Source organism: Methylobacterium sp. J-067, from assembly GCF_022829465.1.
Lineage (GTDB): Bacteria > Pseudomonadota > Alphaproteobacteria > Rhizobiales > Beijerinckiaceae > Methylobacterium > Methylobacterium litchii.
The window spans coordinates 1-25,287 of sequence record NZ_JAKSXZ010000044.1 but is presented as its reverse complement, the minus strand read 5'-3'; the positions used below and the strand labels follow the sequence as shown (position 1 = coordinate 25,287).

Sequence of the window (25,287 nt, the reverse complement as noted above, 5' to 3'; positions counted from 1 at the left end):
CACCGGCACCATAGCACCCTTACTGAAAACCTGCGCTGCAATTGAGGCCGATTTGCGCGGGCGGCCTACTCCGCAAGCCGCAGCCGCTCGGGCTGCGTGCCGTCCTCGTCGGTGAAGCCGTAGCGCCGGGCGAGGTCTCCGGCATGGAGCACCTGACCGGCAAAGGCCGACACACCCGAATCGGCGGCGAGCGCCGCGAGCGCCCGGCCGGCATAGAGCGGGGTCTCCCCGGGCGGATCCTGTTCGTCGATCTCCCGCGCGCGCTCGGTCGCGACCGCGCCGGGGGAGAGGCCGAGGGCCGTCACGCCGTGGGGCGCGAGTTCCCGGGCGAAGGCCAGGGCGAGCCGGTTCTCGGCGGCCTTGGCGGAATCGTAGAACACGTCGCCGAGATAGGCGTCCGCTGTCCCGAACGAGACCAGGGCGAGGAGGCCCGAACGGGCGGCGACCATGGCCGGCGCCACGGCGCGGGCGAGGAGCAGGGCCGGCACGGGACCGGCCTGCATCAGCCCGAGATAGGGTTCGGCCGAGCGGCGCCAGAACGGCGTGCCCCAGGCGGTGCCGTCGGCGTAGCGCTCGCCGTCGAAGCCCTCGTTCCCGCCCCAGACGGCGCTGGCCACGACGTCGATCCGGCCGAAGCGCCGGAGCACCCAATGGATCATCTCGTCCGTCGCCCGCTCGGAGCGGTGGTCGCATAGGTAATGGTGCCCCCGCCCCCCGGCGAGGTCGACCATGCGGGCAGTGTCCTCGATGGCCTCGCTGCGCATCTCGGTGCGGGGCCCGGTCTCGCTCGACCGGGCGGTGACGATCACGGTCGCGCCGCCCTCCCCCAGGGCGCGCGCCAGCCCTCGCCCGACGCCCCGCGAGGCGCCGGCCACGAGACAGACCTTGTCGGAGAGATCGGGCGCGGCCACGGCTCAGGCCGGCTTGGCGCGCGACAGGAAGGCCTGCAGCCGCTGCTGTGATTCCGGCGATTGCAACTGCACGTCGAAGGCCTTGGCCTCCGCCTCCAGGGCGGCTTCGACCCGCTCCCGGTCGCCCCGGATCAGCCTGCGCGAGGCGGCCAGCGCCCCCTGCGGCAGGGCGGCGAGGCGGGCGGCCTGCGCGAGGGCGTGCTCCACCACCATGTCGGCGGGCATCACCGCATTGACGAGGCCGAGCGCATAGGCGGCGTCGGCATCCAGGGTTTCGGAGAGGAGCAGCAGTTCCGTGGCCTTCAACCGCCCAACCCGCAGGGGCAGCAGGTAGCTCGATGCGGCCTCCGGCACGAGGCCGAGTTCCACGAACGGCATCCGCAGCCGCGCCACCGAGCTGGCGTAGACGAGGTCGCAATGGAGCGTCAGCGTCGCGCCGATGCCGACGGCGATGCCGTCTACGGCGGCCACCATCGGGGTGTCGGTGCGGGCCAGTTGGCGGATGAAGCGCAGGGCCGGCGCGTCGCTGAAGCCGTTCCGCGCCTGGCCCAGGAAATCTGCGAGGTCGTTGCCGGCGCTGAACACGCCCGGCTGACCGGCGAAGACGACGGCGCGGATCGCCGCCGAGGCGTCGGCCTCTTCGAGCGCCCCACGCATCGCGTCGTACATGGCCCCGGTCAGGGCGTTCTTCTTCTGCGGCCGGTCGATGACGATAAGGCGGACGCCGTTCTCGCCGTCGCTGATCGTGATGTGGTCGGTCATGGCCGGGTCCTCAAACGGCAAGCGCCAGGGCGGCATCTTCGGTGAAGGCGCCCCCGGCCAGCACCGCCTCCTCCAGGCCGGACACGGCCGGCAGCAGGTTCTCCGCGTAGAAGCGGGCGAGGGCGATGCGGGCGCGGTGGGCCGGATCGGTCTCGCCGCCCTTCAGCGCCGCCGCCGAGGCGAGGGCGGCACGGGCATGGCAGGCGCCGCCGAGCGCCAGCCCGAACAGGCGCAGATACGGCGCCGCCCCCGCAAGCGCCGCCTCCGGCCGGTTGGAGCCCAGCGCCGCGAGTTGGTGGCTCGTCGCCCGGTCGAGGGATTCGATGGCGGCGCGCAGGCGGGGCGCCATCTGGCCGAAGGCCGGGTCCGCGTTCTTGAGCAGGCCCTCGGCGGCCCGACGCATCCACGCGATCTGCGACCGCGCCGTCGCCCCACCGTTCAGGGGCAGCTTGCGGGCGGTGAGGTCGATGGCCTGGATGCCGTTGGTGCCCTCGTAGATGCCGAGGATACGGGCGTCGCGCATGAACTGCGCCGCGCCGGTCTCCTCCACGAAGCCCATGCCGCCATGGACCTGCACGCCGAGTGAGGCGACCTCGTTGGCGATGTCGGTGGAGAAGGCCTTCGCGATGGGAGTGAGGAGCGAGGCCCTGTCATGGGCCGCCCGCCCCTCCGGCCCGTGGGCGGCATCGAGGGCGGCGGCGGTGAGGAGGCAGATGCCCCGCGACACCGCCGTGTAGGCCTTCATGGTGAGCAGCATCCGCTGCACGTCCGGGTGGGCGATGATCGGGCTCGTGGCTTCGGCGGCGCCGATGGCCTTCCCCTGGCGGCGCTCGGCGGCATAGGCGAGCGCCTTCTGCGTCGCGGCCTCGGCCACGCCGACACCCTGCACCCCGACGCCGAGGCGGGCCGCGTTCATCATCGTGAACATGCAGGCGAGCCCCTTGTTAGCCTCGCCGATCAGCCAGCCCGTGGCTCCGCCATTGTCGCCGAAGGCCATGGAGCAGGTGGGCGAGGCATGGATGCCGAGCTTGTGCTCGATGCCGGAGCAGCGGAGATCGTTAAGTGACCCGTCCGGCAGCACCTTCGGCACGAGGAACAGGGAGATGCCCCGCGTGCCCGCCGGCGCGTCCTTCAGCCGGGCGAGAACGAGGTGGACGATGTTCTCCGCAAGGTCGTGCTCGCCGTAGGTGATGTAGATCTTCGAGCCGGTGATCCGATAGCTGCCGTCGCCGGCCGGTTCGGCGCGGGTGCGAAGCAGGGCGAGGTCCGAGCCCGCCTGCGGCTCGGTGAGGTTCATCGTGGCAGGCCATTCGCCCGTCACGAGCTTTTCGAAGTAGCGCGCCTTCAACTCGTCCGAGCCGTGCGCCGCCACGGCCTCGATCCCGCCCTGCGTCAGCAGCGGGCAGAGGCCGAAGGAGAGGTTCGCCGCGCTCCACATCTCGGTGCAGGCCGCCTCGATGGCCTTGGGCAGGCCCTGGCCGCCATGGTCCGCGTCGGCCGAGAGGCCGTTCCAGCCGCCTGCGGTGAAGGTGGTGTAGGCCTCGCGCCAGCCCGGCGGCGTGGTCACGCGGCCGTCTTCGAAGCGTGTCCCGTGCTGGTCGCCGACGCGGTTCAGTGGCGCCAGCACGTCGGCGGCGATGCGCCCGGCCTCAGTGAGGATCGCCTGCGCATCGTCCGGATCGACCCCTTCGAGCCCCGAGACGTGCCGCAGGGCGAAGAGCATGTCGGAGACGGGCGCGCGGTAGCTCATGGACGTGTCCTTACCTTGCCTCCGGCCTTCCCTGGTTTGACCCCGCCACGCTGCCGGCGCTAGGGCGGGTACGGTCTCAACCCACGGGGCGGCGCGATGCCGCCGGAGATGGCATCCCGCATGAGCAATCCGGGGTCAACGGTCCCGGCCGAAACCCGGCTGCTGACCGCCGACGCGGCGGGCATCGCGGAGGCGGCGGCGCTGCTCCGCGCGGGGCGCCTCGTCGCCTTCCCGACGGAGACGGTCTACGGGCTCGGCGGCGACGCCACCGATCCGAACGCGGTCGCCGCCATCTACGCCGCCAAGGTCCGCCCGAGCTTCAATCCGCTGATCTCCCATGTCCCGGATGCCGGGGCCGCCCGTGCGCAGGGTGTGTTCGGAGAGGAAGCGAACCGCCTCGCGGAGGCCTTCTGGCCCGGCCCCCTCACCCTCGTCGTGCCGGCCTCGGCCGGGACGCGGGTCTGCGAACTCGCCCGCGCCGGGCTGCCGAGCGTCGCCCTGCGCGTGCCGGGCAGCGAGCCGGCCCGCGCCCTCCTCGCGGCGTTCGGCCGCCCGGTCGCCGGGCCTTCGGCCAACCGCTCCGGCCGGGTGAGCCCGACGCGCGCCGCCCACGTCCTCGAAGACCTGAACGGGCGCATCGCAGCGGTGCTCGACGGCGGCGACACGCGGGTCGGGCTGGAATCGACGGTGGTCGCCTGCCTCGGCGGGCGGGCGCGCCTGCTGCGGCCGGGCGGGATCACCCGCGAGCGCCTGCTCGACGTCCTCGGCTACGACCCCGAAGGGCCGGAGGCCGCCGATGCCCACACTCCGGTGGGGCCGGGGCTGCTGGCCTCGCATTACGCGCCGAACGCGGCGGTGCGCCTGGACGCCACGCGGATCGCCCCCGGCGAGGCGCTGATTCTGTTCGGCGCCTTCCGGCCGGAGGGCCATGACGCCGCCCGCGCAGTGGTGAACCTCAGCGAAGCCGGCGATGCCACCGAGGCGGCGGCCCGCCTGTTCGGAGCCCTGCGCGATCTCGACGCCTCGGGCGCGGCGACCATCGCGGTGGCACCGATCCCGCTCGAGGGCCTCGGCGAGGCGATTCGCGACCGGTTGGGAAGGGCCGCGGCGCCCCGCTGAAGTTTGTGTGGAACAGAAAGGCCGCCGGCCCGTTCATATGACAGGAAGGCCACTCAGCCCCCATACGGCCTTCAACCTTTCGAGGCTCGGAGAAATCCGAGCCTTTTCTTTTGCCCTCAGGCCAGCTTCGCCGCGATGCCGGCGACATGGCGGCCCTGGAACCGGGCGCCGTCCAGTTCGATCGGGCTCGGCTGGCGCGAACCGTCGCTATCGGCGAGCGTGCTGGCGCCATAGGGCGTGCCGCCCTTCACCTGCTCCAGACCGCCCTGTCCCTGGAAGGCGTAGGGCAGACCCACCACCACCATGCCGTGGTGGAACAGCACCGTGTGGAAGCTGGTGAGGGTCGTCTCCTGCCCGCCATGCTGCGAGGCGGTGGAGGTGAACACCGAGCCGACCTTGCCGACCAGAGCGCCCTTCATCCACAGACCGCCGGTCTGGTCGATGAACTGCTTCATCTGCGACGCCATGTTGCCGTAGCGGGTCGGCGTGCCGAAGATGATCGCGTCGTATTCCGGAAGCTCCTCCACCGTGGCGACGGGCGCCTGCTGGTCGAGCTTGAAGTGGTTCTGCCGGGCGACCTCTTCCGGCACCAGTTCCGGCACACGCTTCACCACGACCTCGGCGCCGGTCTCGCGGGCGCCCTCGGCGACGGCATAGGCCATCTGCTCCACGTGGCCGTAGGTCGAGTAGTAGAGCACAAGGATCTTGGCCAAGGCGTTGACTCCTCTGGTGAGCGCCAGGGCGGCGCGATGCCGCTCACATCGCCCGTCCCGCCGCTTGCAGGAAGCCCATCGCGTGCAAGAATGACCTTGCAGGATTGCAAGGAGCCGCGATGCAGGCCGGTTGGGACGATTTCCGCTTCGTGAAGGCGGTGGCCGATGGACACGGCCTGACCGGCGCCGCCGAGGCCCTGGGCATCGACCATTCCACCGCGTTCCGGCGGCTCGGCGCCATCGAGAAATCCCTCGGGGCCCGCCTCTTCGAGCGGCACCGGAGCGGCTACACCGCGACCGCCGCCGGCCAAGCGATGCTCGACGTCGCGACGCGGATGGAGGCCGACATCGACAGCTTCTCCCGAGAGGTCGTCGGGCAGTCGGACGCGATGGTGGGGGAGTTGCGGATCACCGCCCCGACGAGCTTCGCGGGCATGTTCCTCATGCCGATCCTGGCCGAGTTCTCCCGCCGACACCCGGCCGTGCGGCTCCACCTGATCCTTGCCGAGGAAACCCTCAACCTGTCCCGCCGGGACGCCGACGTGGCCCTGCGCGCCAGCCGGGGGCCCGACGAAACCCTCGTAGGCCGCCGCCTGACCGGAGTGGGCTGGGCGCTCTACGGCGCTGCCGACCGGGCCTATGGACCGCTCGCGGATGAGAGATGGGTCGGGCTCAGCGAGAGCGTGGCCGGAGGGCTGTTCGCCGGCTTCGTGCAGCGGCGGACGGCGCCGGAGCGGATCGTCCTGTCCCTCAACGGGGTAGCTGGGCTACGGGAGGCCATCGCCGCCGGCATCGGCATCGGGCCCCTCCCCTGCGTGGAGGGTGACGCCGATGTTCGTCTCCAGCGTCTTGGCGGTCTGGAGCCCGAACTGCACACAGACCTGTGGCTGCTGACCCATCAGGACCTGCGCCGCTCGGCGCGGGTCCGCGCCCTCATGGATCACATCGCGGCGGCGATGCAGCCCCTGCGGCCCCTGTTCGAGGGAAGGGCGATCAGTTCTTGATAGCGAGGATCTCGACGTCGTTGCCGTTCACCTCGACCACGTCGCCGACGCCCTTGCCGGTGAGGGCGCGGGCCAGGGGCGCGACGTAGGAGATCGAGCCCTTGTGCGGGTCGGCCTCGTCCTCGCCGACGATGCGGAAGGTCTGCTTGGTTTCCTTGCCGGAATCGTCCTCGCGCAGGATCGTCACGGTCGCGCCGAAATGCACCGTGTCGCCGGACTTCGGCTCCACGAGCTGCGCCGTGTTCTTGCGCGACGCCCAGTAGCGCAGGTCACGCCCGATGCGGGAATCCTCGGCCTTGTCGGTCGGATCCAGCGACGCGACCTCCTTCTCCAGCCGCGCGACCTCGGCCTCGATCTGCGCGAGGCCTTCGGGCGTGACGAAGTTGGTGTGGGGCGAGATGGGACGGTCGGGAAGGTTCTCGAACGCTTCCCCGCCCTCGGGCTCTTTGACGAATGCGACGCTCATAAAACCATCAACCGATTCGCCACGGTGACCGTTCCAACGGGTACGCGAATCCCCCCTCAGGCAACCTTCACGACCGTGCGACCCCGCACCTGCCCGGCGAGGATCGCCTCGCCCAGCCGGCCGACCTCCTCGAAGCCGACGGTGCGGGTCATGGAGGCGAGCTTGTCGAGATCGAGGTCGCGGGCGATCCGTGCCCAGGCCTCGCGGCGCTTCTTCTGCGGCGTCGTCACGCTGTTGATGCCGAGGAGCGAGACACCGCGCAGGATGAAGGGCGCGACCGATGTCGGCAGGTCCATCCCCTGCGCGAGGCCGCAAGCCGCCACGGCGCCATCCGCCTTCGTCATAGCCAGCACGTTGGCCAGCGTCGCAGAGCCCACCGCATCGATGGCCGCCGCCCAGCGCTCCTTGCCGAGCGGGCGGCCGGGCTTCTCCAACTCGGCCCGGTCGAGGATTTCGGCGGCGCCGAGGCCCTTGAGGTAATCCGCTTCGCTCGCCCGGCCCGTGGAGGCGATGACGTGCCAGCCGGCCCGCGCCAGGAGCGCGACCGCCACCGAGCCGACGCCGCCCGAGGCACCCGTCACCAGAGCCGGCCCGTCGGCGGGGGTGACGCCATGGGCATCCAGGGCCATCAGGGAGAGCATCGCCGTGTAGCCCGCCGTGCCGACCGCCATGGCCTGCTCCGGCGTCAGGCCCTCCGGCAGGGGCACCAGCCAATCGCCCTTCACCCGCGCCTTCTTGGCATAGGCGCCGAGATGCGTCTCGCCGACGCCCCAGCCGGTGAGCACCACCTGATCGCCGGGCTTGTAATCGGGATGGTCCGAGGTCTCGACCGTGCCGGCGAAATCGATGCCGGGGATCATCGGGAAACGGCGCACCACGGGCGAGCGGCCGGTCAGCGCGAGGCCGTCCTTGTAGTTCAGCGTCGAGTGGCCGACGCGGACGGTGACGTCGCCGTCCATCAGGTCGGCCTCGTCGAAGTCGCGGAAGGCGAGGTTCTGCCCACCCTCGGTCTTGTCGACCACCCACGCCTTGAACGTGCCCATCGCCTGCTCCTCCCGTCGATGACGGGGAGGTACGCCGCAGCTCGTGGGAATCAAGACGGCCCGGTTGGTCGATCCGGGCCGTCCGTCACTCAGTAACCGTCGTAGATGCTGCCGCGCGAGAAGCCGAGGCCGACGCCGATATCCGCCGAGCTGGCCCCGGTGATGCCGAAGGCGTCCGGGATCGAGCCGACGAGCGGGCCGCCATAGCCCGGGCCGTAGCCCCCATAGCCGCCATAGCCGCCGCCGACCGGCACCCAGCCCGCCCGCGCCGGGGCAACCTGCACCCGGCGGCTGACGGTGGCGTATTCCGGCGGATAGGTCTCCGGCACCGTCTCGGCCGGGCGAACCAGCACGGTGCGCTGGCGGAGGGCGAAGCGCGGCGGGGTCACGACCCAGCAGCCGATCAGCTCACCGCCGGGGCCACGGCTCGTCTGCCAGACGCGGCCGCCGGGGGCGACCATCACCTGCTCCTGCACCGTGTCGTAGACCGGCGGGATGGTGCGGTAGACGGTGCGCGGCGGACGCACCAGCACGTTCTGCTGCACCGTATCGAAGACCGGCGGGGTCGTGGCGTAGCGGTAGCAGCCGCCACCGTAGCAGCCGCCGGCCATGGCCGGGGCGGCGAAGAACAGGCCGCCCAGGGCGGCGGCCATCAGGACAGTCTTGGCGACCGGCGCGGTCATCGCTGCGAACCTCTTGAAGCGTGGGACAATCCGGGTCGCGGAGATTTCCGCGCCCTACGCTCAACGAGGAAAGCAGTATCCCGAGCTTCGCAGCAACCGAGATCCTCAATCACAGTAAAATTAATCTATGGTCCGAACTGCGTAGAAGCGTCTGTTTCGTTCGTTAACTGTTGTTCGCGCTTTCGGGGAACCAACTGAGCTTGCGCCCCGCCGGCAAACAAAAACCCCCGCCGGCTCGCACCGGCGGGGGTCGTGGATCGTCGCGGGGTCGGCGACTCAGGTCTGGCCGGGCTTCAGGCCGTAGAAGATGTGCCGGCCGATCACGTCGAGCTTGCGCATCCGGCGCGACCAGCCGGGCCTCACGTAATCGGCGTGATAATGGGTCGCCCCACCGACCTCCGCGACGTAGGTCCGCCCTTCGAGGACGGAGCGGGCGACGCGGGTGGCGTTCGACCAGGCCGAGGCATCGCTGATGCGCAGCGACTTACCCTCGCAGGCGAAGGAGAACTGGCAGCCCATGTAATGGTGCCGGTTCTGGTAGACGACACCGCATATGCTCTGCGGATAGAGACCGCTCTTCACCCGGTTGAGCACCACCTGGGCGACGGCAGCCTGCCCGGTCTCGGACTCGCTGCGGGCCTCGAAATACACGGCCTCGGACAGGCAGCGCTGCTCCTTGTCCTGGGCCTCCGGGTCGATCAGGTCGGCGTAGCGGCTGCGCGCCTCGTCCGTCGGCGCAGCCTCGATCTCCGCGCCGCTGCGCAGGGGATACTCGGGCATCACGAGGCTGGCGGCGGTGATCTCCACGGGTATTGCGTCCGCCGGGGCCGGGGTGGTGGACGATAGGGCGACCGCCTTCGGCACCGCTGGGGTCGAGCCGTCGAAGCGGTTGCCGTCCTCGTCGTCGGTCCGGTCGGCGGTGGCCGCGCCCGTCGATTCGGCGGTGCCGGCACCCGTCGTCAGGCCAAGATCGGCGACGGGCACGAAGCCGGAGGTCGGCTCGGCTTCCGAATCCCACACGGCCGAGCCGGTGGTGATCATGCCGCTGACGCCGCCGGTCACGTCGCCGAACAGCATGGCGAGGCCTGATTCGCGGGTGAAGGCGATAGGGTCGGGCCGCTGGGGATCCTCGCCGATCCGGCGGATGGCCGCGCCGATCAGCGCGGTTCCGGCCGGCATGGCGGGCACCGCCCGGCGGATATCGGCGGCGCCGAGCACGCCCGAGCCCACGGTGCTCTCGGTGCCCGCACTGGCGGTGAAGGAGACGAGCAGCCCGAGCCCGGCCATCCACGGCGTGAACACCGCCGACAGCCAGCGAAGGTGGGTCTCCTGTTGCACTCGTCTCGTCGCCACGCCTTGCCGACCCGTTCCGATGTGCCGCGCTCGCCACGCTGCCCACCGATGGCGGCGGCAAGTGGCCCTCACGAAATTTATCGGGCGGGATGGTTGACCGGTGGTTAATGGGGCGGATGCCCGGCGCGGATACGAAAAAGGGGCGGCCTTTCGGCCGCCCCCTTCGAGTCTCGCAAGGATGGATCGATCACTCGGCGGCGGGCGGAAGGCCCTCGACCGGATCGATGCCGCTCTCCGTCTGGCGCTGCTGCAGGATGAGGTTGTCCCGGCGGCGGGCCACCGAACGGATGTCGGCGACGAGCGAACCGGTGCCGGCCGGGATGAGCGAGCCGACGATGACGTTTTCCTTCAGACCCTCCAGGGTGTCGACCTTGCCGTTGACGGCGGCTTCGGTGAGCACCCGGGTGGTCTCCTGGAACGAGGCCGCCGAGATGAACGACTTCGTCTGCAGCGACGCCTTGGTGATGCCGAGCAGAACCGGCACGCCCTGGATCGGCTTCTTGCCCTCGGCAATCAGCTTCTCGTTGAACTCGGCCAGTTCGGTCCGGTCGATCTGGTCACCCGAGAGGATGTCCGAGTCGCCGCCATCGGTCACTTCGACCTTCTGCAGCATCTGACGGACGATCACCTCGATGTGCTTGTCGTTGATCGACACGCCCTGCAGCCGGTAGACCTCCTGAATCTCGTTGACGAGGTAAGCGGCAAGCTCCTCCACGCCCTTGATCGCCAGGATGTCGTGCGGCGCCGGGTTTCCGTCGACGATGTAATCGCCGAGCTCGACCACGTCCCCGTCCTGCAGGTGGATGTGCTTGCCCTTCGGGATCAGGTACTCGACCGCCTCCGAGCCGTCATGCGGCGTCAGCGTGAGCCGACGCTTGTTCTTGTAGTCGCGGCCGAACGCGATGGTGCCCGACTTCTCGGCGATGATCGCCGCATCCTTCGGGCGCCGGGCCTCGAACAGCTCCGCCACCCGCGGCAGACCGCCGGTGATGTCGCGGGTCTTGGCCGAGTCGGTGGAGACGCGGGCGAGGATGTCGCCGGCCTTCACCTTGGCTCCCGGATCGTAGCCGATGATGGCATCGACCGGCAGCGCGTAGCGGGCATCCGCGCCGCGTGGCAGCTTCACGGCCTTCCCGTCCTTGTCGACCACGACCATCGACGGCTTCAGGTCGGAGGTCCGGGCGGACCCGCGCCAATCCACCACGACGCGCTTGGCGATACCCGTCGACTCGTCGGTCGTCTCGGTCATCGACTGGCCGTCGTAGAGGTCCTCGTAGGCCACGATGCCGTCCACCTCGGTGAGGATCGGACGGGTGTAGGGGTCCCACTCGGCGATGCGCTGGCCGCGCTTGATCTTGTCGCCCTCGTCCACGCGGACACGGGCACCGTATTGCAGGCGGTGGACCGCCCGCTCGACCCCGTCCGCGCCGACGATGACCACCGCCACGTTGCGGCCGGTCGCGACCAGGTCGCCGTCCGAGTTCTTCGCGAGAGCCCTGTTGCGGATCTTGATCGTGCCCTCGAAGCTCGACTCGATGAAGGACGAGTCGGCAATCTGGGCGGCGCCACCGATGTGGAAGGTGCGCATCGTGAGCTGGGTGCCCGGCTCGCCGATGGACTGCGCCGCGATGACGCCGACCGCCTCGCCCATGTTGACGGGCGTGCCGCGGGCGAGGTCGCGCCCGTAGCAGGTGGCGCAGACGCCGCTGCGGGTGGCGCAGACCAGCACGGAGCGGATCTTCACCTCCTGGATGCCGGCGGCGTTGATCGCCGGCAGGTGCCGCTCCTCGATGGTCTCGCCGGTCTTCACGATGACCGTGCCATCCTGCGCGACCAGATCCTCCGCGGTCGCACGGCCGAGGATGCGGGTGGCCAGCGTCGCGACCACTTGGCCGGCATCGACGATGGCGCGCATCTTGATGCCGTTGGTCGTGCCGCAATCCACCTCGCGGATCACCGCGTCCTGCGCCACGTCGACGAGGCGGCGGGTCAGGTAGCCGGAGTTGGCGGTCTTCAGGGCGGTGTCGGCGAGGCCCTTACGGGCACCGTGCGTGGAGTTGAAGTACTCCAGCACGTCCAGACCTTCCTTGAAGTTCGAGATGATCGGCGTCTCGATGATCTCGCCCGACGGCTTGGCCATGAGGCCGCGCATCGCCGCGAGCTGCTTCATCTGCGCGGGCGACCCACGGGCGCCCGAGTGGGACATCATGTAGATCGAGTTGACCTGCTTGTCGGCGCCCGTGTCGTCCTTCTGGACGGACGAGATCCGGCCCATCATCTCCTGGGCCAGCTTGTCCGAGCACTTCGCCCAGGCATCGACGACCTTGTTGTACTTCTCACCCTGGGTGATGAGGCCGTCGTTGTACTGCTGCTCGTAATCCTTCACGAGCGTGCGGGTGCCCTCGACGATCTCCCACTTGTTCTCCGGCACGACCATGTCGTCCTTGCCGAAGGAGATGCCCGCCTTGAAGGCGTGGGTGAAGCCCAGGCCCATGATGCGGTCACAGAAGATCACCGACTCCTTCTGACCGCAGTGGCGGTAGACGGTGTCGATCATCGCCGAGATCTCCTTCTTGGTCATCAGCTTGTTGACGACGTCGAAGGGCACCTTCCGGTGCAGGGGCAGCGCGCCCGACAGGATCACGCGGCCGGGGGTGGTCTCGTAGGTCTTGGTCAGCGGCTCGCCATCGGGGCCGATGCCCTTCCAGCGCCACTTGATCTTCGAGTGCAGCTTCACGACGCCGGCGGCCAGGGCGTGCTCCAGCTCGCCGAGGTTGCCGTAAACGCCCTGCATCGGGTTCAGCTTGTTGGTGCCGTCGAAGGCGCCCGGAAGGCCCTCGCCCACGATCGACAGGTAGTAGAGGCCGAGCACGATGTCCTGCGAGGGCACGATGATCGGCTGGCCGTTGGCCGGATGCAGGATGTTGTTGGTCGACATCATGAGGACGCGCGCTTCCAGCTGCGCCTCGAGCGACAGCGGGACGTGCACGGCCATCTGGTCGCCGTCGAAGTCGGCGTTGAACGCGGCGCAGACCAGCGGGTGCAGCTGGATCGCCTTGCCCTCGATCAGCTTCGGCTCGAACGCCTGGATGCCGAGGCGGTGCAGCGTCGGCGCGCGGTTCAGCATCACCGGGTGCTCGCGGATCACCTCATCGAGGATGTCCCAAACCTCCGGCTTCTCCTTCTCCACGAGCTTCTTGGCCTGCTTGACGGTGGCCGAGAAACCCTTGGCGTCGAGGCGCGCGTAGATGAACGGCTTGAACAGCTCCAGAGCCATCTTCTTCGGCAGGCCGCACTGGTGCAGCTTCAGCTCCGGCCCGACCACGATGACCGAACGGCCCGAGTAGTCGACGCGCTTGCCGAGGAGGTTCTGGCGGAAGCGGCCCTGCTTGCCCTTCAGCATGTCGGCGAGCGACTTCAGCGGACGCTTGTTGGCGCCCGTGATGACGCGGCCGCGACGGCCATTGTCGAACAGCGCGTCCACGGCCTCCTGCAGCATCCGCTTCTCGTTGCGGATGATGATGTCCGGCGCGCGCAGCTCGATCAGCCGCTTCAGGCGGTTGTTCCGGTTGATAACGCGGCGGTACAGGTCGTTCAGGTCGGACGTGGCGAAGCGCCCGCCATCCAGCGGGACCAGCGGGCGCAGGTCCGGCGGGATCACGGGGATCACCGTCAGGATCATCCACTCCGGCTTGTTGCCGGACATCTGGAACGCCTCGATGATCTTGAGGCGCTTCAGGAGCTTCTTCGGCTTCAGCTCGGAGGTCGTGACCGCGATCTCCTCGCGGAGGTCGTTGGCGATCTTGTCGAGGTCGAGTTCCTGCAGGATCCGGCGGATAGCCTCGGCGCCGATCATGGCGGTGAAGCTGTCCTCGCCGTACTCCTCCTGGGCGCGCAGGTACTCCTCCTCCGTCAGGAGCTGACGCTCCTTCAGGGGGGTGAGGCCCGGCTCGATGACGCAGTACGACTCGAAGTACAGGATCCGCTCGAGGTCCTTGAGGGCCATGTCAAGCAGGAGGCCGATGCGCGAGGGCAGCGACTTCAGGAACCAGATGTGCGCGACGGGGGCGGCCAGCTCGATGTGGCCCATGCGGTCGCGCCGGACGCGCGCCAGCGTCACCTCGACGCCGCACTTCTCACAGATGACGCCCTTGTACTTCATGCGCTTGTACTTGCCGCACAAGCACTCGTAGTCCTTGATCGGTCCGAAGATGCGCGCGCAGAACAGGCCGTCGCGCTCGGGCTTGAAGGTCCGGTAGTTGATGGTTTCGGGCTTCTTGATCTCTCCGTAGGACCAGGAGAGGATCTTCTCCGGCGACGAGATCGAGATCTTGATCTGGTCGAAGTTCACCGGCTGCGGCTGCTGGTTGAAAAGGTTCATGACCTCTTGGTTCATGATCCGCTCCTCGGCTCGACGCCGCCAGCCCCGCGCCGGGCCGCAGCGTCTTCAAAAAAAGGGCCGGCGCCGTGACCCCGTAGGATTCGGCTCGCCGTCGTGCCGGAGGCTCTTCCCCTCCCCGCTCGACCGTGGCGGCGCGGACGCCGCCACGGGAGGTTTTTTCGGACCTTACTCCGCCGCGTCGGCGGGCGGCTCCAGCTGGTCGTTCGCCGCCTTCTTGGAGGACGTCAGCTCGACGTTGAGGCCGAGCGAGCGCATCTCCTTGACGAGCACGTTGAACGACTCGGGGATACCCGCCTCGAACGTGTCGTCGCCGCGCACGATGGCCTCGTAGACCTTGGTGCGGCCGGCCACGTCGTCCGACTTCACGGTGAGCATCTCCTGCAGGGTGTAGGCGGCGCCGTAAGCCTCCAGCGCCCAGACCTCCATCTCGCCGAAGCGCTGACCGCCGAACTGCGCCTTACCGCCCAGCGGCTGCTGGGTGACGAGCGAGTACGGGCCGATCGACCGGGCGTGGATCTTGTCGTCCACGAGGTGGTGGAGCTTCAGCATGTAGATGTAGCCCATCGTGACCTTGCGGTCGAAGGGCTCGCCGGTCCGCCCGTCGTAGAGCGTCGACTGCGCCGAGCGGTCCAGCCCGGCCATCTCCAGCATCTGCTCGATATCCGCCTCCTTGGCGCCGTTGAACACCGGAGTGGCCATCGGCACGCCGCGACGGACGTTGTTGCCCGCCTCCAGCAGATCCTCGTCGGACAGGCCTTCGAGCTCCGAAGGCGAGTAGATGGACTGCATCTCCTCCTTCAGGGGGGCGATGTCCTGGTTCTTCAGATAGGCATCGACCGCCTTCGCCACCTTGCGACCCAAGCCCGCAGCGGCCCAGCCCAGGTGCGTCTCGAGGATCTGACCGACGTTCATCCGGCTCGGCACGCCGAGCGGGTTGAGCACGATGTCGGCGTGCGTCCCGTCCTCAAGGAACGGCATGTCCTCGATCGGCACGATCCGCGACACGACACCCTTGTTGCCGTGACGGCCGGCCATCTTGTCGCCCGGCTGGATCTTGCGCTTCACCGCCACGAAGACCTTGACCATCTTCATGACGCCGGGCGGAAGCTCGTCGCCGCGCTGCAGCTTCTCGACCTTGTCGAGGAAGCGCTGCTCGAGGCGCTTCTTCGACTCGTCGTACTGCTTCTGCATCGCTTCCATCTCGGTCATGAGACGGTCGTCGATGACGGCGAACTGCCACCACTGGGAGCGGGGGTAGTCGTTGATCAGCTCACGGGAGAGCGTGGTGTCCTTCTTGAAGCCCTTCGGCCCGGCCACCGGCGCCTGACCGATCAGCACATCCGCCAGACGGGCGTAGGTGTTGCGGTCGAGGATCGCCTGCTCGTCGTCGCGGTCCTTGGCGAGCCGCTCGATCTCCTCGCGCTCGATCGCCTGGGCGCGCTCGTCCTTGTCGACGCCGTGCCGGTTGAACACCCGCACCTCGACGATGGTGCCGGTGACGCCCGGGGGCACCCGGAGCGACGTGTCGCGCACGTCCGAGGCCTTCTCGCCGAAGATGGCGCGGAGGAGCTTCTCCTCCGGCGTCATCGGGCTCTCGCCCTTCGGCGTGATCTTGCCGACGAGGATGTCGCCGGCATGGACCTCGGCACCGATATAGACGATGCCGGCCTCGTCCAGGTTCTTGAGCGCCTCTTCCGAGACGTTCGGGATGTCGCGGGTGATTTCCTCCGGACCCAGCTTGGTGTCGCGGGCCATCACCTCGAACTCCTCGATGTGGATCGAGGTGAACACGTCATCCTTCACGATCCGCTCGGAGAGCAGGATCGAGTCCTCGAAGTTGTAGCCGTTCCACGGCATGAACGCGACGAGCACGTTCCGGCCGAGCGCCAGCTCACCGAACTCGGTCGAGGGACCGTCGGCGATGATCTCGCCCTTCTTCACAGCCTCGCCGACGCGGACCAGCGGCTTCTGCGTGATGCAGGTCGACTGGTTGGAGCGCTGGAACTTCTGCAGCCGGTAGATGTCGACGCCCGGCTTGTTGGCGTCGGCCTCTTCCGTGGCGCGGATGACGATACGGGTGGCGTCCACCTGATCGACGATGCCCGTGCGCCGGGCGGCGATGGCCGCACCGGAATCGCGGGCGACGACCGCTTCCATGCCGGTGCCCACGAACGGGGCGTCGGCGCGGACGAGCGGCACCGCCTGGCGCTGCATGTTCGAGCCCATGAGGGCGCGGTTGGCGTCGTCGTTCTCAAGGAACGGGATGAGCGCCGCGGCGACCGACACGAGCTGCTTCGGCGACACGTCCATGAGGTCGACGCGCTCGGGACCGACGACGATGACTTCACCCGCCCGGCGGCAGACCACGAGGTCTTCCGTGAGCTTGCGGCCCTCGTCCATCTGCGCGTTCGCCTGGGCGACGTAGTACTTCGCCTCCTCCATGGCCGAGAGGTAGGCGACCTCGTCCGTCACCACACCATCGCGGACCCGGCGGAACGGGGTCTCGATGAAGCCGTACTTGTTCACGCGGGCGAAGGTCGCCAGCGAGTTGATCAGGCCGATGTTCGGGCCTTCCGGCGTCTCGATCGGGCAGATGCGGCCGTAATGCGTCGGGTGCACGTCGCGCACCTCGAAGCCGGCGCGCTCACGGGTCAGACCGCCCGGGCCGAGGGCCGAGAGACGCCGCTTGTGCGTCACCTCGGAGAGCGGGTTGGTCTGGTCCATGAACTGCGACAGCTGCGACGAGCCGAAGAACTCACGCACCGCCGCCGCAGCCGGCTTCGCGTTGATGAGGTCCTGCGGCATGACCGTGTCGATATCGACCTGGCTCATGCGCTCGCGGATGGCGCGCTCCATGCGGAGCAGGCCCAGCCGGTACTGGTTCTCCATGAGCTCGCCGACCGAGCGCACCCGGCGGTTGCCGAGGTGGTCGATGTCGTCGATCTCGCCCTTGCCGTCGCGCAGCTCGACGAGCGCCTTGACGACCGCGAGCATGTCCTCCTTGCGCAGGGTGCGCACGGTGTCGGCAGCGTCGAGGTCGAGGCGCATGTTCATCTTCACGCGGCCGACCGCCGATAGGTCGTAGCGCTCGGAATCGAAGAACAGCGAGTGGAACATCGCCTCGGCGGTGTCGAGCGTCGGCGGCTCGCCCGGGCGCATCACCCGGTAGATGTCGAACAGGGCGCCCTCGCGGGCCGAGTTCTTGTCCACCGCGAGGGTGTTGCGGATGTACGGGCCGATGTTGACGTGGTCGATGTCGAGCACCGGCAGCTCGGTGACGCCGACATCGTCCAGGGACTTCAGCAGCTTCTCGGTGATCTCCTCGCCGGCTTCGGCCCAGATCTCACCCGTCTGCATGTTGACGAGGTCCTCGGCGATGTACTGGCTGACGAGATCCTCGTCCGTCGCCTTGAGGAACTTCACGCCCTTCTCGGTGATCTGGCGGGCGTTGCGCGCGTTGAGCTTCTTGCCCGCCTCCAGCACGACCTCGCCGGACTCGGCGTCGATCAGGTCGGAGGTGGTCTTGATGCCCTTCATGCGCTCGGCATCGAACGGCACGCGCCAGTCGGCGCCGTCGCGGTCGTAGACCACGCGGTTGTAGAAGGTCGATAGGATCTCTTCGCCGTCGAGGCCCAGCGCATAGAGCAGCGACGTCACCGGCAGCTTGCGCTTCCGGTCGATGCGGACATGCACAATGTCCTTGGCGTCGAACTCCACGTCGAGCCACGAGCCCCGGTAGGGGATGATGCGCGCGGCGAACAGGAGCTTGCCCGAGGAGTGGGTCTTGCCCTTGTCGTGATCGAAGAACACGCCCGGCGAACGGTGCATCTGGGAGACGATGACGCGCTCGGTGCCGTTGACGATGAAGGTGCCGTTCTCCGTCATCAGGGGCATGTCGCCCATGTAGACGTCCTGCTCCTTGATGTCCTTGACGGACTTGGCCTGCGTGTCCGGATCGACATCGAACACGATGAGGCGGAGCGTCACCTTCAGCGGGGCCGCGAAGGTGATGCCGCGCTGGCGGCACTCGTCCACGTCGTACTTCGGGGGCTCGAACGTGTAGCGCACGAACTCGAGGAGGGCCGTCGAGGCGAAGTCCGAAATCGGGAAAACCGACTTGAACACGCTCTGCAGGCCCTCGTCGGCACGGCCGCCCTCCGGCTCGTCGACCATCAGGAACTGGTCGTAGGACGCCTTCTGAACCTCAATGAGGTTCGGCATCTGCGCCACTTCCTTGATCTTGCCGAAGAACTTCCGAATGCGCTTGCGACCGACCAGCGTGTTGGCCATGTGACCTCGCTCCATTCCGCGTGCCCGTTGCCCGGGGAAGCTCAGGGCTCCCGCACCGTGGCTGTGACGCGCGCCCCGCCGGACCACGCCACCCGTCCCGAATTCCGCCGGTCCCGTTTCAGGGGCCACCGGTCGCCCGAAGCGACCTTAAGCCCGCGGGCGTTCGCACCCGCGGGCTCCGGTCCCGGTCAGCCCTGTGCGGACCGCCGGGGAGTGATGGGCCGTGGCCGGCCCATCGCCGTCTTACTTGAGCTCGACCTTGGCGCCAGCCTTCTCGAGCTGGGCCTTGAGCTTGGCGGCGTCGTCCTTGGACACGCCTTCCTTGACCGGCTTCGGGGCGCCCTCGACCAGGTCCTTGGCTTCCTTGAGGCCGAGACCGGTGATCGCACGGACCTCCTTGATGACCTCGATCTTCTTGTCGCCGGCGGCGGCGAGGACGACCGTGAACTCGGTCTGCTCCTCGGCGGCGGCAGCGGCGCCACCACCGGCGGCCGGGCCGGCGGCCACGGCGACGGCGGCGGCGGCGGAGACGCCCCACTTCTCTTCGAGCATCTTGGCGAGCTCGGCGGCCTCGAGCACGGTCAGGGCGGACAGGTCGTCGACGATCTTGGCGAGATCAGCCATGTCGTATTCCTTTCAGGATATCGGTTCGAACGGGTTGATTTTGAAGGGGCCTCAGGCGGCCTCGTCCTTCTTGGCATAAGCCCCGAACACGCGGGCGAGCTTGGCCGCCGGCGCGGTGCTGAGCTGAGCGATCTTGGTCGCGGGAGCCTGGATCAGGCCCACGAGCTTGGCGCGCAGTTCGTCGAGCGACGGGAGCGAGGCGAGCGCCTTCACACCATCGGGGTTCAGGGAGGTCGTGCCCATCGCCCCGCCAAGGATCACGAGCTTGTCGTTGGTCTTGGCGAAGTCGACCGCGACCTTCGCGGCGGCGACCGGATCGCCCGAATAGGCGAGCAGGGTCGGGCCCTTCAGGAGCGGCTTGATGGAGGCGACGTCCGTGCCTTCCAGAGCGATGCCGGCGAGGCTGTTCTTGGCGACCTTCACGGTGGCGCCGGCCTGCTTCATCTGCGAACGCAGCTTCTGCATGTCGGCGACCGTGAGGCCCTTGTAGTGGGCCACGACGACGACGGCGCTGTGATTGAACACGCCGTTGAGCGTCGAGACGAGATCAGCCTTTGCTGTCCTGTCCACTGGGCTCTCTCCGGTTGGCGGAACCTGGATTGGCTCCGCCGGTTGCACATGCCGCCCGGACGTGCTCGGCCTCGCGAAAGACCGTGAACGTCCGAACGACGCTTCGCGGCCCTGTCCCCGACGAACCCCTGAACGGGACCCTGCGGGTGAGTTGGTTCAAACCGATTGCCTGCCAGTGCCGAAGCCCTGGCGCGGCTGTCGTAAAACGTCGGTCATCCCCGTCTGTGCAGGCTGGGGGATTAAGCCGGCGAACCGGCGCCTGCAGTCTCGGACAGGACACGGCCGGACTGAGCTCCACCGGGCTCGTCGCCCTTTGGATCCCGCCGGCCAGTGACGTCCGGTTGCCCGGACGACATTTCAAACGGAAGCCGGCCTACCGGCCGTCTCCCTCAATGACGTGAATAGCGTGAGGCGCGGTGTATAGAACCTAGCAAGCCGCCTGCCAAGGCCCGCAACGCGACTTTTCCGCCGCAGGCAAGGACCAAAGCCCGGAATGGCTGCCATGCATCGCCCGTTGCGGCCGGTGGGAAGAATCCCGGCGGCTTTGCTTTTTCGCCTGTCGGGGATATCTTCCTTGGCGAGGGCCCGCGGGGGCAAGCCCGCGAGCCCTCTTATCAGACGATCCGACTAGATCATCAAAGCGAGATGGATGGCGAACCGCCACCCATCTCGCGTTTTCGCGATGGTGATGCTCACCATCAGCGGAAACACGATCAACGTCCTCACCTCCTCCGACGAGCCTGCTCTCTGGCAGCGGCCGGCAAGCTCCGCCGCAAGCTTCGCTATGCCCGAAGCCGTCGCATCGGAGGATGATCGACTGACCGGCCAAGCTTAGGACCGGAATCTCAGGCCGTCACGTCTTCGCCCCGTTTTGTGGGCCGTTTTTTCGCACCGAGGCAAAGCGTCCTTTGCCCCGATGGCTTATCCACACGACTTACGCTGGTCTTTCAGCGGCCGGATAAAACGCGCGGTGGTTGCGACCTAGGCCGCCTCGCGCTCCGGCACGAATCGCCGCCGGGCGTTCTCCCACCATGTCCGCTCCTGCGCTTCTTTCGCCTCGGCGGCCTTGGCCGCGTAGAACGAGGCGTTGTGCTCGCCGCGCAGGGCCTCGCGGGTGAAGCGGATCAGGTGGTGGGCCACGAAGCCCATGTTGAACACCGCCTCGATCTGCCCGCGCTTCAGGGCGAAGGCCGCCGCTCGCCAGAACGGCCCGCGATAATCGGAGAACAGGCCGACCCGCGTGATGATGTTGAAGCCGAGGATCAGCCCGCGCCGCAGATTCGTGAAGGTCAGCTTGCCCGCCGTTGGCGTGGTGATCCGGTGCGGGTACGTCGTCTCGCACTGGTGTTTGAACCGCTCGAAGATCTTCTCGGGCTCGTAGGCGTGGGCGATGGCCCGGCGCCAGCTCGCCACCACCGTGTCGTGCGGGCGCTTGAACAGCACGTTCGACTCGAGCGCCGCATCGTGGATGAGGCGCCCTTCCCTCTCCAAACGGTCCCAGAGGGGGGTCTTCGGCAGGGCCTGGAGCAGATTGATCGTCAGCACCGGGATCGCGGAGCGGTCGATGAAGTCGATCAGGTTCTGCTCGGACTTGTCGCTATCCGAGTCGAGTCCGAGGATGATGCCCGACGTCACCTCCAGCCCGTAGGAGTTGAGCGTCTCGATGGCCTCGTACATCGGCACGGCGGCGTTGTGGGTCTTGTCGATCCCCTTCAGCGCCTCCGCCTCCGGCGTCTCGATGCCGACGAAGACGGTCATGAAGTTCGCCTGCCGCATCAGCTCGAGGATCTCGGGCTGCTTGGCCATGTTGAGGGTCGCCTCGCAGGCGAACTGCAGCGGGTAGTTGTTCCGCTTCTGCCACTCCACCAGCACCGGCAACATCTCGCGCGTCGCCTTACGGTTGCCGATGAAGTTGTCGTCCACGAAGTAGACCACCGCCGGGTGGCCGGGCTGGCTGATGATGGCGTCGAGCTCGGAACAGAGCTGCTCGGGGCCCTTCAGCCGAGGCTGGCGGCCGTAGAGCTGCGGGATGTCGCAGAACTCGCAGCGGTAGGGGCAGCCCGAGGAGAATTGCAGCGAACCGATCAGGTAGCGCTTCAGTGGCACGGCCTCGTAGGCCGGGGTCGGGAAGTCGGCGAGCGCCAGACGGTCGGCGGTCTCGTAGGACTCCTGCGCGGCCGGACGGGCGACGCTCTCGTCGAGGCGGACGATCAGCCGGTCGGTGGCGTCGCCGATCTCGCCGATATGGAGGCAGTCGAAATCCGGGTACTTCTCCGGCGCGCCGGAGACGGAGGGTCCGCCGAGCGCCGCGAGCTTGCCGGCCGCGTGGGCCCGCTCGCAGATGTCGTGGATCTGCCCTTCCTGGATGTGCATGCCCGACACGAACACCGCGTCCGCCCAGGCGAAATCCGCCGCGGTGGCGCGCTTGATGTTCTCATCAATGAAGCGGCACTCCCAGGTCTCGGGCATGTAGGCCGCGATGACGAGGAGCCCTTGGGGCGGCATGAACGCCTTCACGCCGCCCATCAATGGGTAGGCGTGGGAGAATGTGCCGAAGGACGGCGTGTAGGCGGGGAAGACGCAGAGGATGCGTCGACGGGAGGTGACGGAGACGGTGCTACGCATGGGCGCCTATCTAGCACAGCTAATCGCGCCGGCGCCCCCTCTACGACCAGGAATGGTGCGATTGCGAACGCCGACCTGGGCTGGAAACACGAAACGCCCGGCCGTTGCCGGCCGGGCGCTTCGCTAGGTCGCAGGTCTGGGACCGATCAGGCGGTCAGAACCGTGTTCGGCTCGACCTTCACGCCCGGGCCCATCGTCGAGGTGACGGCGATGCGCTGGACGTAGGTGCCCTTAGCGCCCGCCGGCTTGGCCTTGGCGACCGCATCGGCGAACGCCTTGATGTTCTCGACAAGCTTTTCGGCGTCGAACGAGGCCTTGCCGACGCCGGCATGGATGATGCCGGCCTTCTCGACGCGGAACTCCACGGCGCCGCCCTTGGCAGCAGCCACGGCGCCCTTCACGTCCATGGTGACGGTGCCGACCTTCGGGTTCGGCATCAGGCCGCGCGGGCCCAGCACCTTACCGAGACGGCCGACGAGCGGCATCATGTCCGGGGTCGCGATGCAGCGGTCGAAGTCGATCTTGCCGCCCTGGACGATCTCGAGGAGATCCTCGGCGCCGACGATGTCGGCACCCGCCGCCTTGGCGTCATCCGCCTTGGCGCCACGGGCGAACACCGCCACGCGCACCGTCCGGCCGGAACCGTTCGGCAGGTTGCAGACGCCGCGGACCATCTGGTCGGCGTGGCGCGGATCGACGCCGAGGTTCATGGAGACCTCGACGGTCTCGTCGAACTTCGCGGTCGCCCGCTCCTTCACGAGTTTGACCGCATCGGCGATCGAATAGAGCTTGGTCGGCTCCAGGCCCTCGCGGGCGGCGCGGATGCGCTTTCCTTCGCGTGCCATGTGTCCCTCCTCAGGCCGTGACTTCGAGGCCCATGGCCCGGGCGGAACCCCGGATCATGGCAACGGCCGCCTCGACGGAATCACAGTTGAGGTCGGGCATCTTCTTCTCGGCGATCTCGCGAAGCTGGGCCTCGGTGATCTTGCCGACCGTCGGGCCCTTGCCCGGGGTCTTGGAGCCGGAGGCCGGCTTCTTGCCGATCTTCAGGCCGACCGCCTTCTTCAGGAAGAAGGTGACCGGGGGCTGCTTCATCTCGAAGGTGAAGGAGCGGTCCTGATACGCGGTGATGATCACCGGGATCGGGGTGCCCTTCTCCATCTGCGCGGTCTTCGCGTTGAAGGCCTTGCAGAATTCCATGATGTTGAGGCCGCGCTGACCGAGCGCGGGGCCGATCGGCGGCGACGGGTTGGCGGCGCCGGCCGGGACCTGAAGCTTCACGTAGCCCGTGATCTTCTTCGCCATAGGGACTGCTCCCAATGTTCATCCACCCCCGCGCTGCCGAGGCGCGGCGGGTCGGACGGTTGCAGGTCGCGGTGCGATCCGAAGCTCCCGGAGGCGAAGCCGGGCGGATCTCCCGCGGGTGTTACGCTCAGGCCTTCTCGACCTGGGCGTATTCCAGTTCCACCGGGGTGGCGCGGCCGAAGATCGACACGGCCACCTTCAGGCGGGAACGGGCATCGTCGATTTCCTCGACGGTGCCGTTGAAGCTCGCGAACGGCCCGTCCGCCACGCGGACGGTCTCGCCGATCTCGAAGGAGATCGAGGGCTTGGGACGGTCGACACCTTCGGCGACCTGACCCTTGATGCGCTCGGCCTCGGCGTCCGGGATCGGCACCGGCTTGGACTTGTCGGCGCCGAGGAAGCCCGTGACCTTCGGGGTGTTCTTGATGAGGTGGTAGACCTCGTCGGTCAGGTCGCACTTCACCAGCACGTAGCCGGGGAAGAACTTGCGCTCGGCATCGACCTTACGGCCGCGACGAACCTCGACGACCTTCTCGGTCGGAACCATCACCTCGTCGAACAGGTCCGTCAGGCCGCGCTGCGCGGCCTGGTCCTTGATGGACTGGGCGACCTTGTTCTCGAAATTCGAATAGGCGTGGACGATGTACCAGCGCTTGGACACGGCGTTCGCTCAACTCCGATGAAGTCCGGGACCGGAAGGATCCCTCAGAGCCCGAGGATCAGGCCGACGATGAAGCGCATGGCCTGATCGACCACGGTGAAGAAGAGGCTCGTCACCACCACCATGATGAAGACCATCATCGTGGTGATCGTGGTCTCGCGGCGGGACGGCCACGTGACCTTGCGGCCCTCGTCGCGCACCTGCGAGAAGAACTCGCCGGGGCCGACGCGCTTCTGGGGCACCTTGGCAGGCGGAGTCTGACGGGCCGGCGGCGCAACGTCGCGACCACGGTTCGTGCCGCGGGCGAGGTCCACCTTCTTCGTCGCTTCGTTCGATGCCATGGCGCCAGATTCGTTGACGGATTCGTGCCTTACGGCCGCGTTCAGAAACGCGAACGCCCGGCGCCGAGAGCCTTTCCGGCCCGCACCGACGGTCGTTTCAGATCTCGGATCGGAGCCGCTCTAGCGCAAGTCGGGTGACTTGTCGACCGAGGAGCGGCGGGCGGACCGGACTGGCAGGAGTGGAGGGACTCGAACCCGCAACCTCCGGTTTTGGAGACCGGCGCTCTGACCAGTTGAGCTACACTCCTGTGTGCCCCGCTCGCGCGGCGCGAAGGCTCCATGCCGCAACCGCATCGCGGATGCAAGGGCCGCCGCGCCTCCCAGAGGCCGAAAAAGGAAAAGGCCGGCGCGGGGCCGGCCTTTCCCGTCATCGCTGCGGAGGCGATCAGTCGTTGATGGCGGCGACGACGCCGGCGCCGACGGTGCGGCCGCCCTCGCGGATGGCGAAGCGCAGCTTCTCTTCCATCGCCACCGGCACGATCAGCACCACGTCCATGGTCACGTTGTCGCCCGGCATCACCATCCCGGTGCCCTCGGGCAGCGTGCACACGCCGGTCACGTCCGTCGTGCGGAAGTAGAACTGCGGCCGGTAGTTCGTGAAGAACGGCGTGTGGCGGCCGCCCTCCTCCTTCGTCAGGATGTACGCCTCGGCCTTGAACTTCGAG

The 25,287-nt window shown here is 68.2% G+C and carries 20 protein-coding genes, 1 tRNA gene and 1 pseudogene; 3 read left to right on the top strand and 19 right to left on the bottom strand.

The window, feature by feature from the left end; all coding sequences use genetic code 11:
- Positions 1-65: 65 nt before the first annotated feature.
- From MKK52_RS03585 to MKK52_RS03575, 3 genes are read right to left on the bottom strand one after another with little or no spacing between them, the layout of a single operon-like run.
- On the bottom strand, positions 66-875 hold the full coding sequence (locus MKK52_RS03585) for an SDR family NAD(P)-dependent oxidoreductase (protein WP_243952437.1): 810 nt from the start codon (positions 873-875) through the stop codon (positions 66-68).
- 39 nt (positions 876-914) lie between these two features.
- Positions 915-1,673: an enoyl-CoA hydratase-related protein gene (locus tag MKK52_RS03580; RefSeq protein ID WP_243952368.1), complete on the bottom strand. Its 759-nt coding sequence runs from the start codon at positions 1,671-1,673 to the stop codon at positions 915-917.
- A 10-nt stretch (positions 1,674-1,683) separates the two neighbouring features.
- A complete protein-coding gene (locus MKK52_RS03575; RefSeq protein ID WP_243952367.1) occupies positions 1,684-3,423 on the bottom strand; it encodes an acyl-CoA dehydrogenase in 1,740 nt (579 codons plus the stop codon).
- 120 nt (positions 3,424-3,543) lie between these two features.
- Between MKK52_RS03575 and MKK52_RS03570 the strand changes: the two genes are divergently transcribed.
- A complete protein-coding gene (locus tag MKK52_RS03570) occupies positions 3,544-4,542 on the top strand; it encodes an L-threonylcarbamoyladenylate synthase (RefSeq protein WP_243952366.1) in 999 nt (332 codons plus the stop codon).
- 116 nt (positions 4,543-4,658) lie between these two features.
- On the opposite strand, the gene wrbA is transcribed toward MKK52_RS03570, so the two are convergent.
- The gene (gene wrbA / locus MKK52_RS03565; protein ID WP_243952365.1) at positions 4,659-5,255 is read right to left on the bottom strand and encodes an NAD(P)H:quinone oxidoreductase; all 597 of its coding nucleotides are present in this window, start codon (positions 5,253-5,255) and stop codon (positions 4,659-4,661) included.
- Positions 5,256-5,374: 119 nt separating this feature from the next.
- Between wrbA and MKK52_RS03560 the strand changes: the two genes are divergently transcribed.
- A complete protein-coding gene (locus tag MKK52_RS03560) occupies positions 5,375-6,259 on the top strand; it encodes a LysR family transcriptional regulator (protein WP_243952364.1) in 885 nt (294 codons plus the stop codon).
- On the opposite strand, the gene greA is transcribed toward MKK52_RS03560, so the two are convergent.
- The 8 genes from greA to rplJ all read right to left on the bottom strand — a co-directional run bounded on the left by greA (position 6,249) and on the right by rplJ (position 19,690).
- Positions 6,249-6,725, bottom strand: a complete 477-nt coding sequence (greA, locus tag MKK52_RS03555) for a transcription elongation factor GreA (RefSeq protein ID WP_243952363.1) — start codon at positions 6,723-6,725, stop codon at positions 6,249-6,251. The two genes, MKK52_RS03560 and greA, sit on opposite strands and share 11 nt — an antisense overlap.
- 56 nt (positions 6,726-6,781) lie before the next feature.
- A complete protein-coding gene (locus MKK52_RS03550; protein WP_243952362.1) occupies positions 6,782-7,768 on the bottom strand; it encodes an MDR family oxidoreductase in 987 nt (328 codons plus the stop codon).
- Between the two features lie 89 nt (positions 7,769-7,857).
- Positions 7,858-8,451, bottom strand: a complete 594-nt coding sequence (locus tag MKK52_RS03545) for a hypothetical protein (RefSeq protein ID WP_243952361.1) — start codon at positions 8,449-8,451, stop codon at positions 7,858-7,860.
- A 276-nt stretch (positions 8,452-8,727) separates the two neighbouring features.
- Entirely contained in the window at positions 8,728-9,804 is a 1,077-nt protein-coding gene (locus tag MKK52_RS03540; protein ID WP_409564614.1) for a cell wall hydrolase, read from the bottom strand.
- 187 nt (positions 9,805-9,991) lie between these two features.
- A complete protein-coding gene (rpoC, locus tag MKK52_RS03535; RefSeq protein WP_243952360.1) occupies positions 9,992-14,200 on the bottom strand; it encodes a DNA-directed RNA polymerase subunit beta' in 4,209 nt (1,402 codons plus the stop codon).
- A gap of 171 nt (positions 14,201-14,371) precedes the next feature.
- Positions 14,372-18,496 (bottom strand): DNA-directed RNA polymerase subunit beta, encoded by a 4,125-nt coding sequence (gene rpoB, locus MKK52_RS03530; RefSeq protein WP_243952359.1) that lies wholly within the window; start codon positions 18,494-18,496, stop codon positions 14,372-14,374.
- A 243-nt stretch (positions 18,497-18,739) separates the two neighbouring features.
- Positions 18,740-19,120, bottom strand: coding sequence for a 50S ribosomal protein L7/L12 (gene rplL, locus MKK52_RS03525; RefSeq protein ID WP_243952358.1), 381 nt, complete (start codon positions 19,118-19,120; stop codon positions 18,740-18,742).
- Between the two features lie 51 nt (positions 19,121-19,171).
- A complete protein-coding gene (gene rplJ / locus MKK52_RS03520) occupies positions 19,172-19,690 on the bottom strand; it encodes a 50S ribosomal protein L10 (RefSeq protein WP_243952357.1) in 519 nt (172 codons plus the stop codon).
- A 649-nt stretch (positions 19,691-20,339) separates the two neighbouring features.
- Between rplJ and MKK52_RS03515 the strand changes: the two genes are divergently transcribed.
- A complete protein-coding gene (locus tag MKK52_RS03515) occupies positions 20,340-20,525 on the top strand; it encodes a hypothetical protein (RefSeq protein ID WP_243952356.1) in 186 nt (61 codons plus the stop codon).
- A gap of 146 nt (positions 20,526-20,671) precedes the next feature.
- On the opposite strand, the gene MKK52_RS03510 is transcribed toward MKK52_RS03515, so the two are convergent.
- The 7 genes and pseudogenes from MKK52_RS03510 to tuf all read right to left on the bottom strand — a co-directional run.
- Complete coding sequence (locus MKK52_RS03510; RefSeq protein WP_243952355.1) at positions 20,672-22,315, bottom strand: B12-binding domain-containing radical SAM protein; 1,644 nt, start codon at positions 22,313-22,315, stop codon at positions 20,672-20,674.
- A 146-nt stretch (positions 22,316-22,461) separates the two neighbouring features.
- Positions 22,462-23,160 carry a 50S ribosomal protein L1 gene (gene rplA, locus MKK52_RS03505; protein WP_243952354.1) on the bottom strand — a complete coding sequence of 233 codons (699 nt, stop codon included), beginning with the start codon at positions 23,158-23,160 and terminating at the stop codon, positions 22,462-22,464.
- Positions 23,161-23,170: 10 nt separating this feature from the next.
- On the bottom strand, positions 23,171-23,620 hold the full coding sequence (gene rplK, locus MKK52_RS03500) for a 50S ribosomal protein L11 (RefSeq protein WP_238248985.1): 450 nt from the start codon (positions 23,618-23,620) through the stop codon (positions 23,171-23,173).
- A 127-nt stretch (positions 23,621-23,747) separates the two neighbouring features.
- On the bottom strand, positions 23,748-24,281 hold the full coding sequence (nusG, locus tag MKK52_RS03495) for a transcription termination/antitermination protein NusG (RefSeq protein ID WP_238248993.1): 534 nt from the start codon (positions 24,279-24,281) through the stop codon (positions 23,748-23,750).
- 44 nt (positions 24,282-24,325) lie between these two features.
- Positions 24,326-24,622, bottom strand: coding sequence for a preprotein translocase subunit SecE (gene secE / locus MKK52_RS03490; RefSeq protein ID WP_243952353.1), 297 nt, complete (start codon positions 24,620-24,622; stop codon positions 24,326-24,328).
- 171 nt (positions 24,623-24,793) lie between these two features.
- Positions 24,794-24,870: transfer RNA gene (locus MKK52_RS03485), tRNA-Trp, on the bottom strand.
- A gap of 137 nt (positions 24,871-25,007) precedes the next feature.
- A pseudogene (gene tuf, locus MKK52_RS03480) lies at positions 25,008-25,287 on the bottom strand (elongation factor Tu); the annotation flags it as partial.

What these genes read in the sequence shown, in the direction of transcription:
- MKK52_RS03580 (WP_243952368.1), bottom strand. Translation starts at nt 1,673, where the DNA reads ATGACCGACCACATCACGATCAGCGACGGCGAGAACGGCGTCCGCCTT.
- MKK52_RS03575 (WP_243952367.1), bottom strand. Translation starts at nt 3,423, where the DNA reads ATGAGCTACCGCGCGCCCGTCTCCGACATGCTCTTCGCCCTGCGGCAC.
- MKK52_RS03570 (WP_243952366.1), top strand. Translation starts at nt 3,544, where the DNA reads ATGAGCAATCCGGGGTCAACGGTCCCGGCCGAAACCCGGCTGCTGACC.
- MKK52_RS03560 (WP_243952364.1), top strand. Translation starts at nt 5,375, where the DNA reads ATGCAGGCCGGTTGGGACGATTTCCGCTTCGTGAAGGCGGTGGCCGAT.
- greA (WP_243952363.1), bottom strand. Translation starts at nt 6,725, where the DNA reads ATGAGCGTCGCATTCGTCAAAGAGCCCGAGGGCGGGGAAGCGTTCGAG.
- MKK52_RS03550 (WP_243952362.1), bottom strand. Translation starts at nt 7,768, where the DNA reads ATGGGCACGTTCAAGGCGTGGGTGGTCGACAAGACCGAGGGTGGGCAG.
- MKK52_RS03545 (WP_243952361.1), bottom strand. Translation starts at nt 8,451, where the DNA reads ATGACCGCGCCGGTCGCCAAGACTGTCCTGATGGCCGCCGCCCTGGGC.
- rpoC (WP_243952360.1), bottom strand. Translation starts at nt 14,200, where the DNA reads ATGAACCAAGAGGTCATGAACCTTTTCAACCAGCAGCCGCAGCCGGTG.
- rpoB (WP_243952359.1), bottom strand. Translation starts at nt 18,496, where the DNA reads ATGGCCAACACGCTGGTCGGTCGCAAGCGCATTCGGAAGTTCTTCGGC.
- rplL (WP_243952358.1), bottom strand. Translation starts at nt 19,120, where the DNA reads ATGGCTGATCTCGCCAAGATCGTCGACGACCTGTCCGCCCTGACCGTG.
- MKK52_RS03515 (WP_243952356.1), top strand. Translation starts at nt 20,340, where the DNA reads ATGGCGAACCGCCACCCATCTCGCGTTTTCGCGATGGTGATGCTCACC.
- MKK52_RS03510 (WP_243952355.1), bottom strand. Translation starts at nt 22,315, where the DNA reads ATGCGTAGCACCGTCTCCGTCACCTCCCGTCGACGCATCCTCTGCGTC.
- rplA (WP_243952354.1), bottom strand. Translation starts at nt 23,160, where the DNA reads ATGGCACGCGAAGGAAAGCGCATCCGCGCCGCCCGCGAGGGCCTGGAG.
- rplK (WP_238248985.1), bottom strand. Translation starts at nt 23,620, where the DNA reads ATGGCGAAGAAGATCACGGGCTACGTGAAGCTTCAGGTCCCGGCCGGC.
- secE (WP_243952353.1), bottom strand. Translation starts at nt 24,622, where the DNA reads ATGGCATCGAACGAAGCGACGAAGAAGGTGGACCTCGCCCGCGGCACG.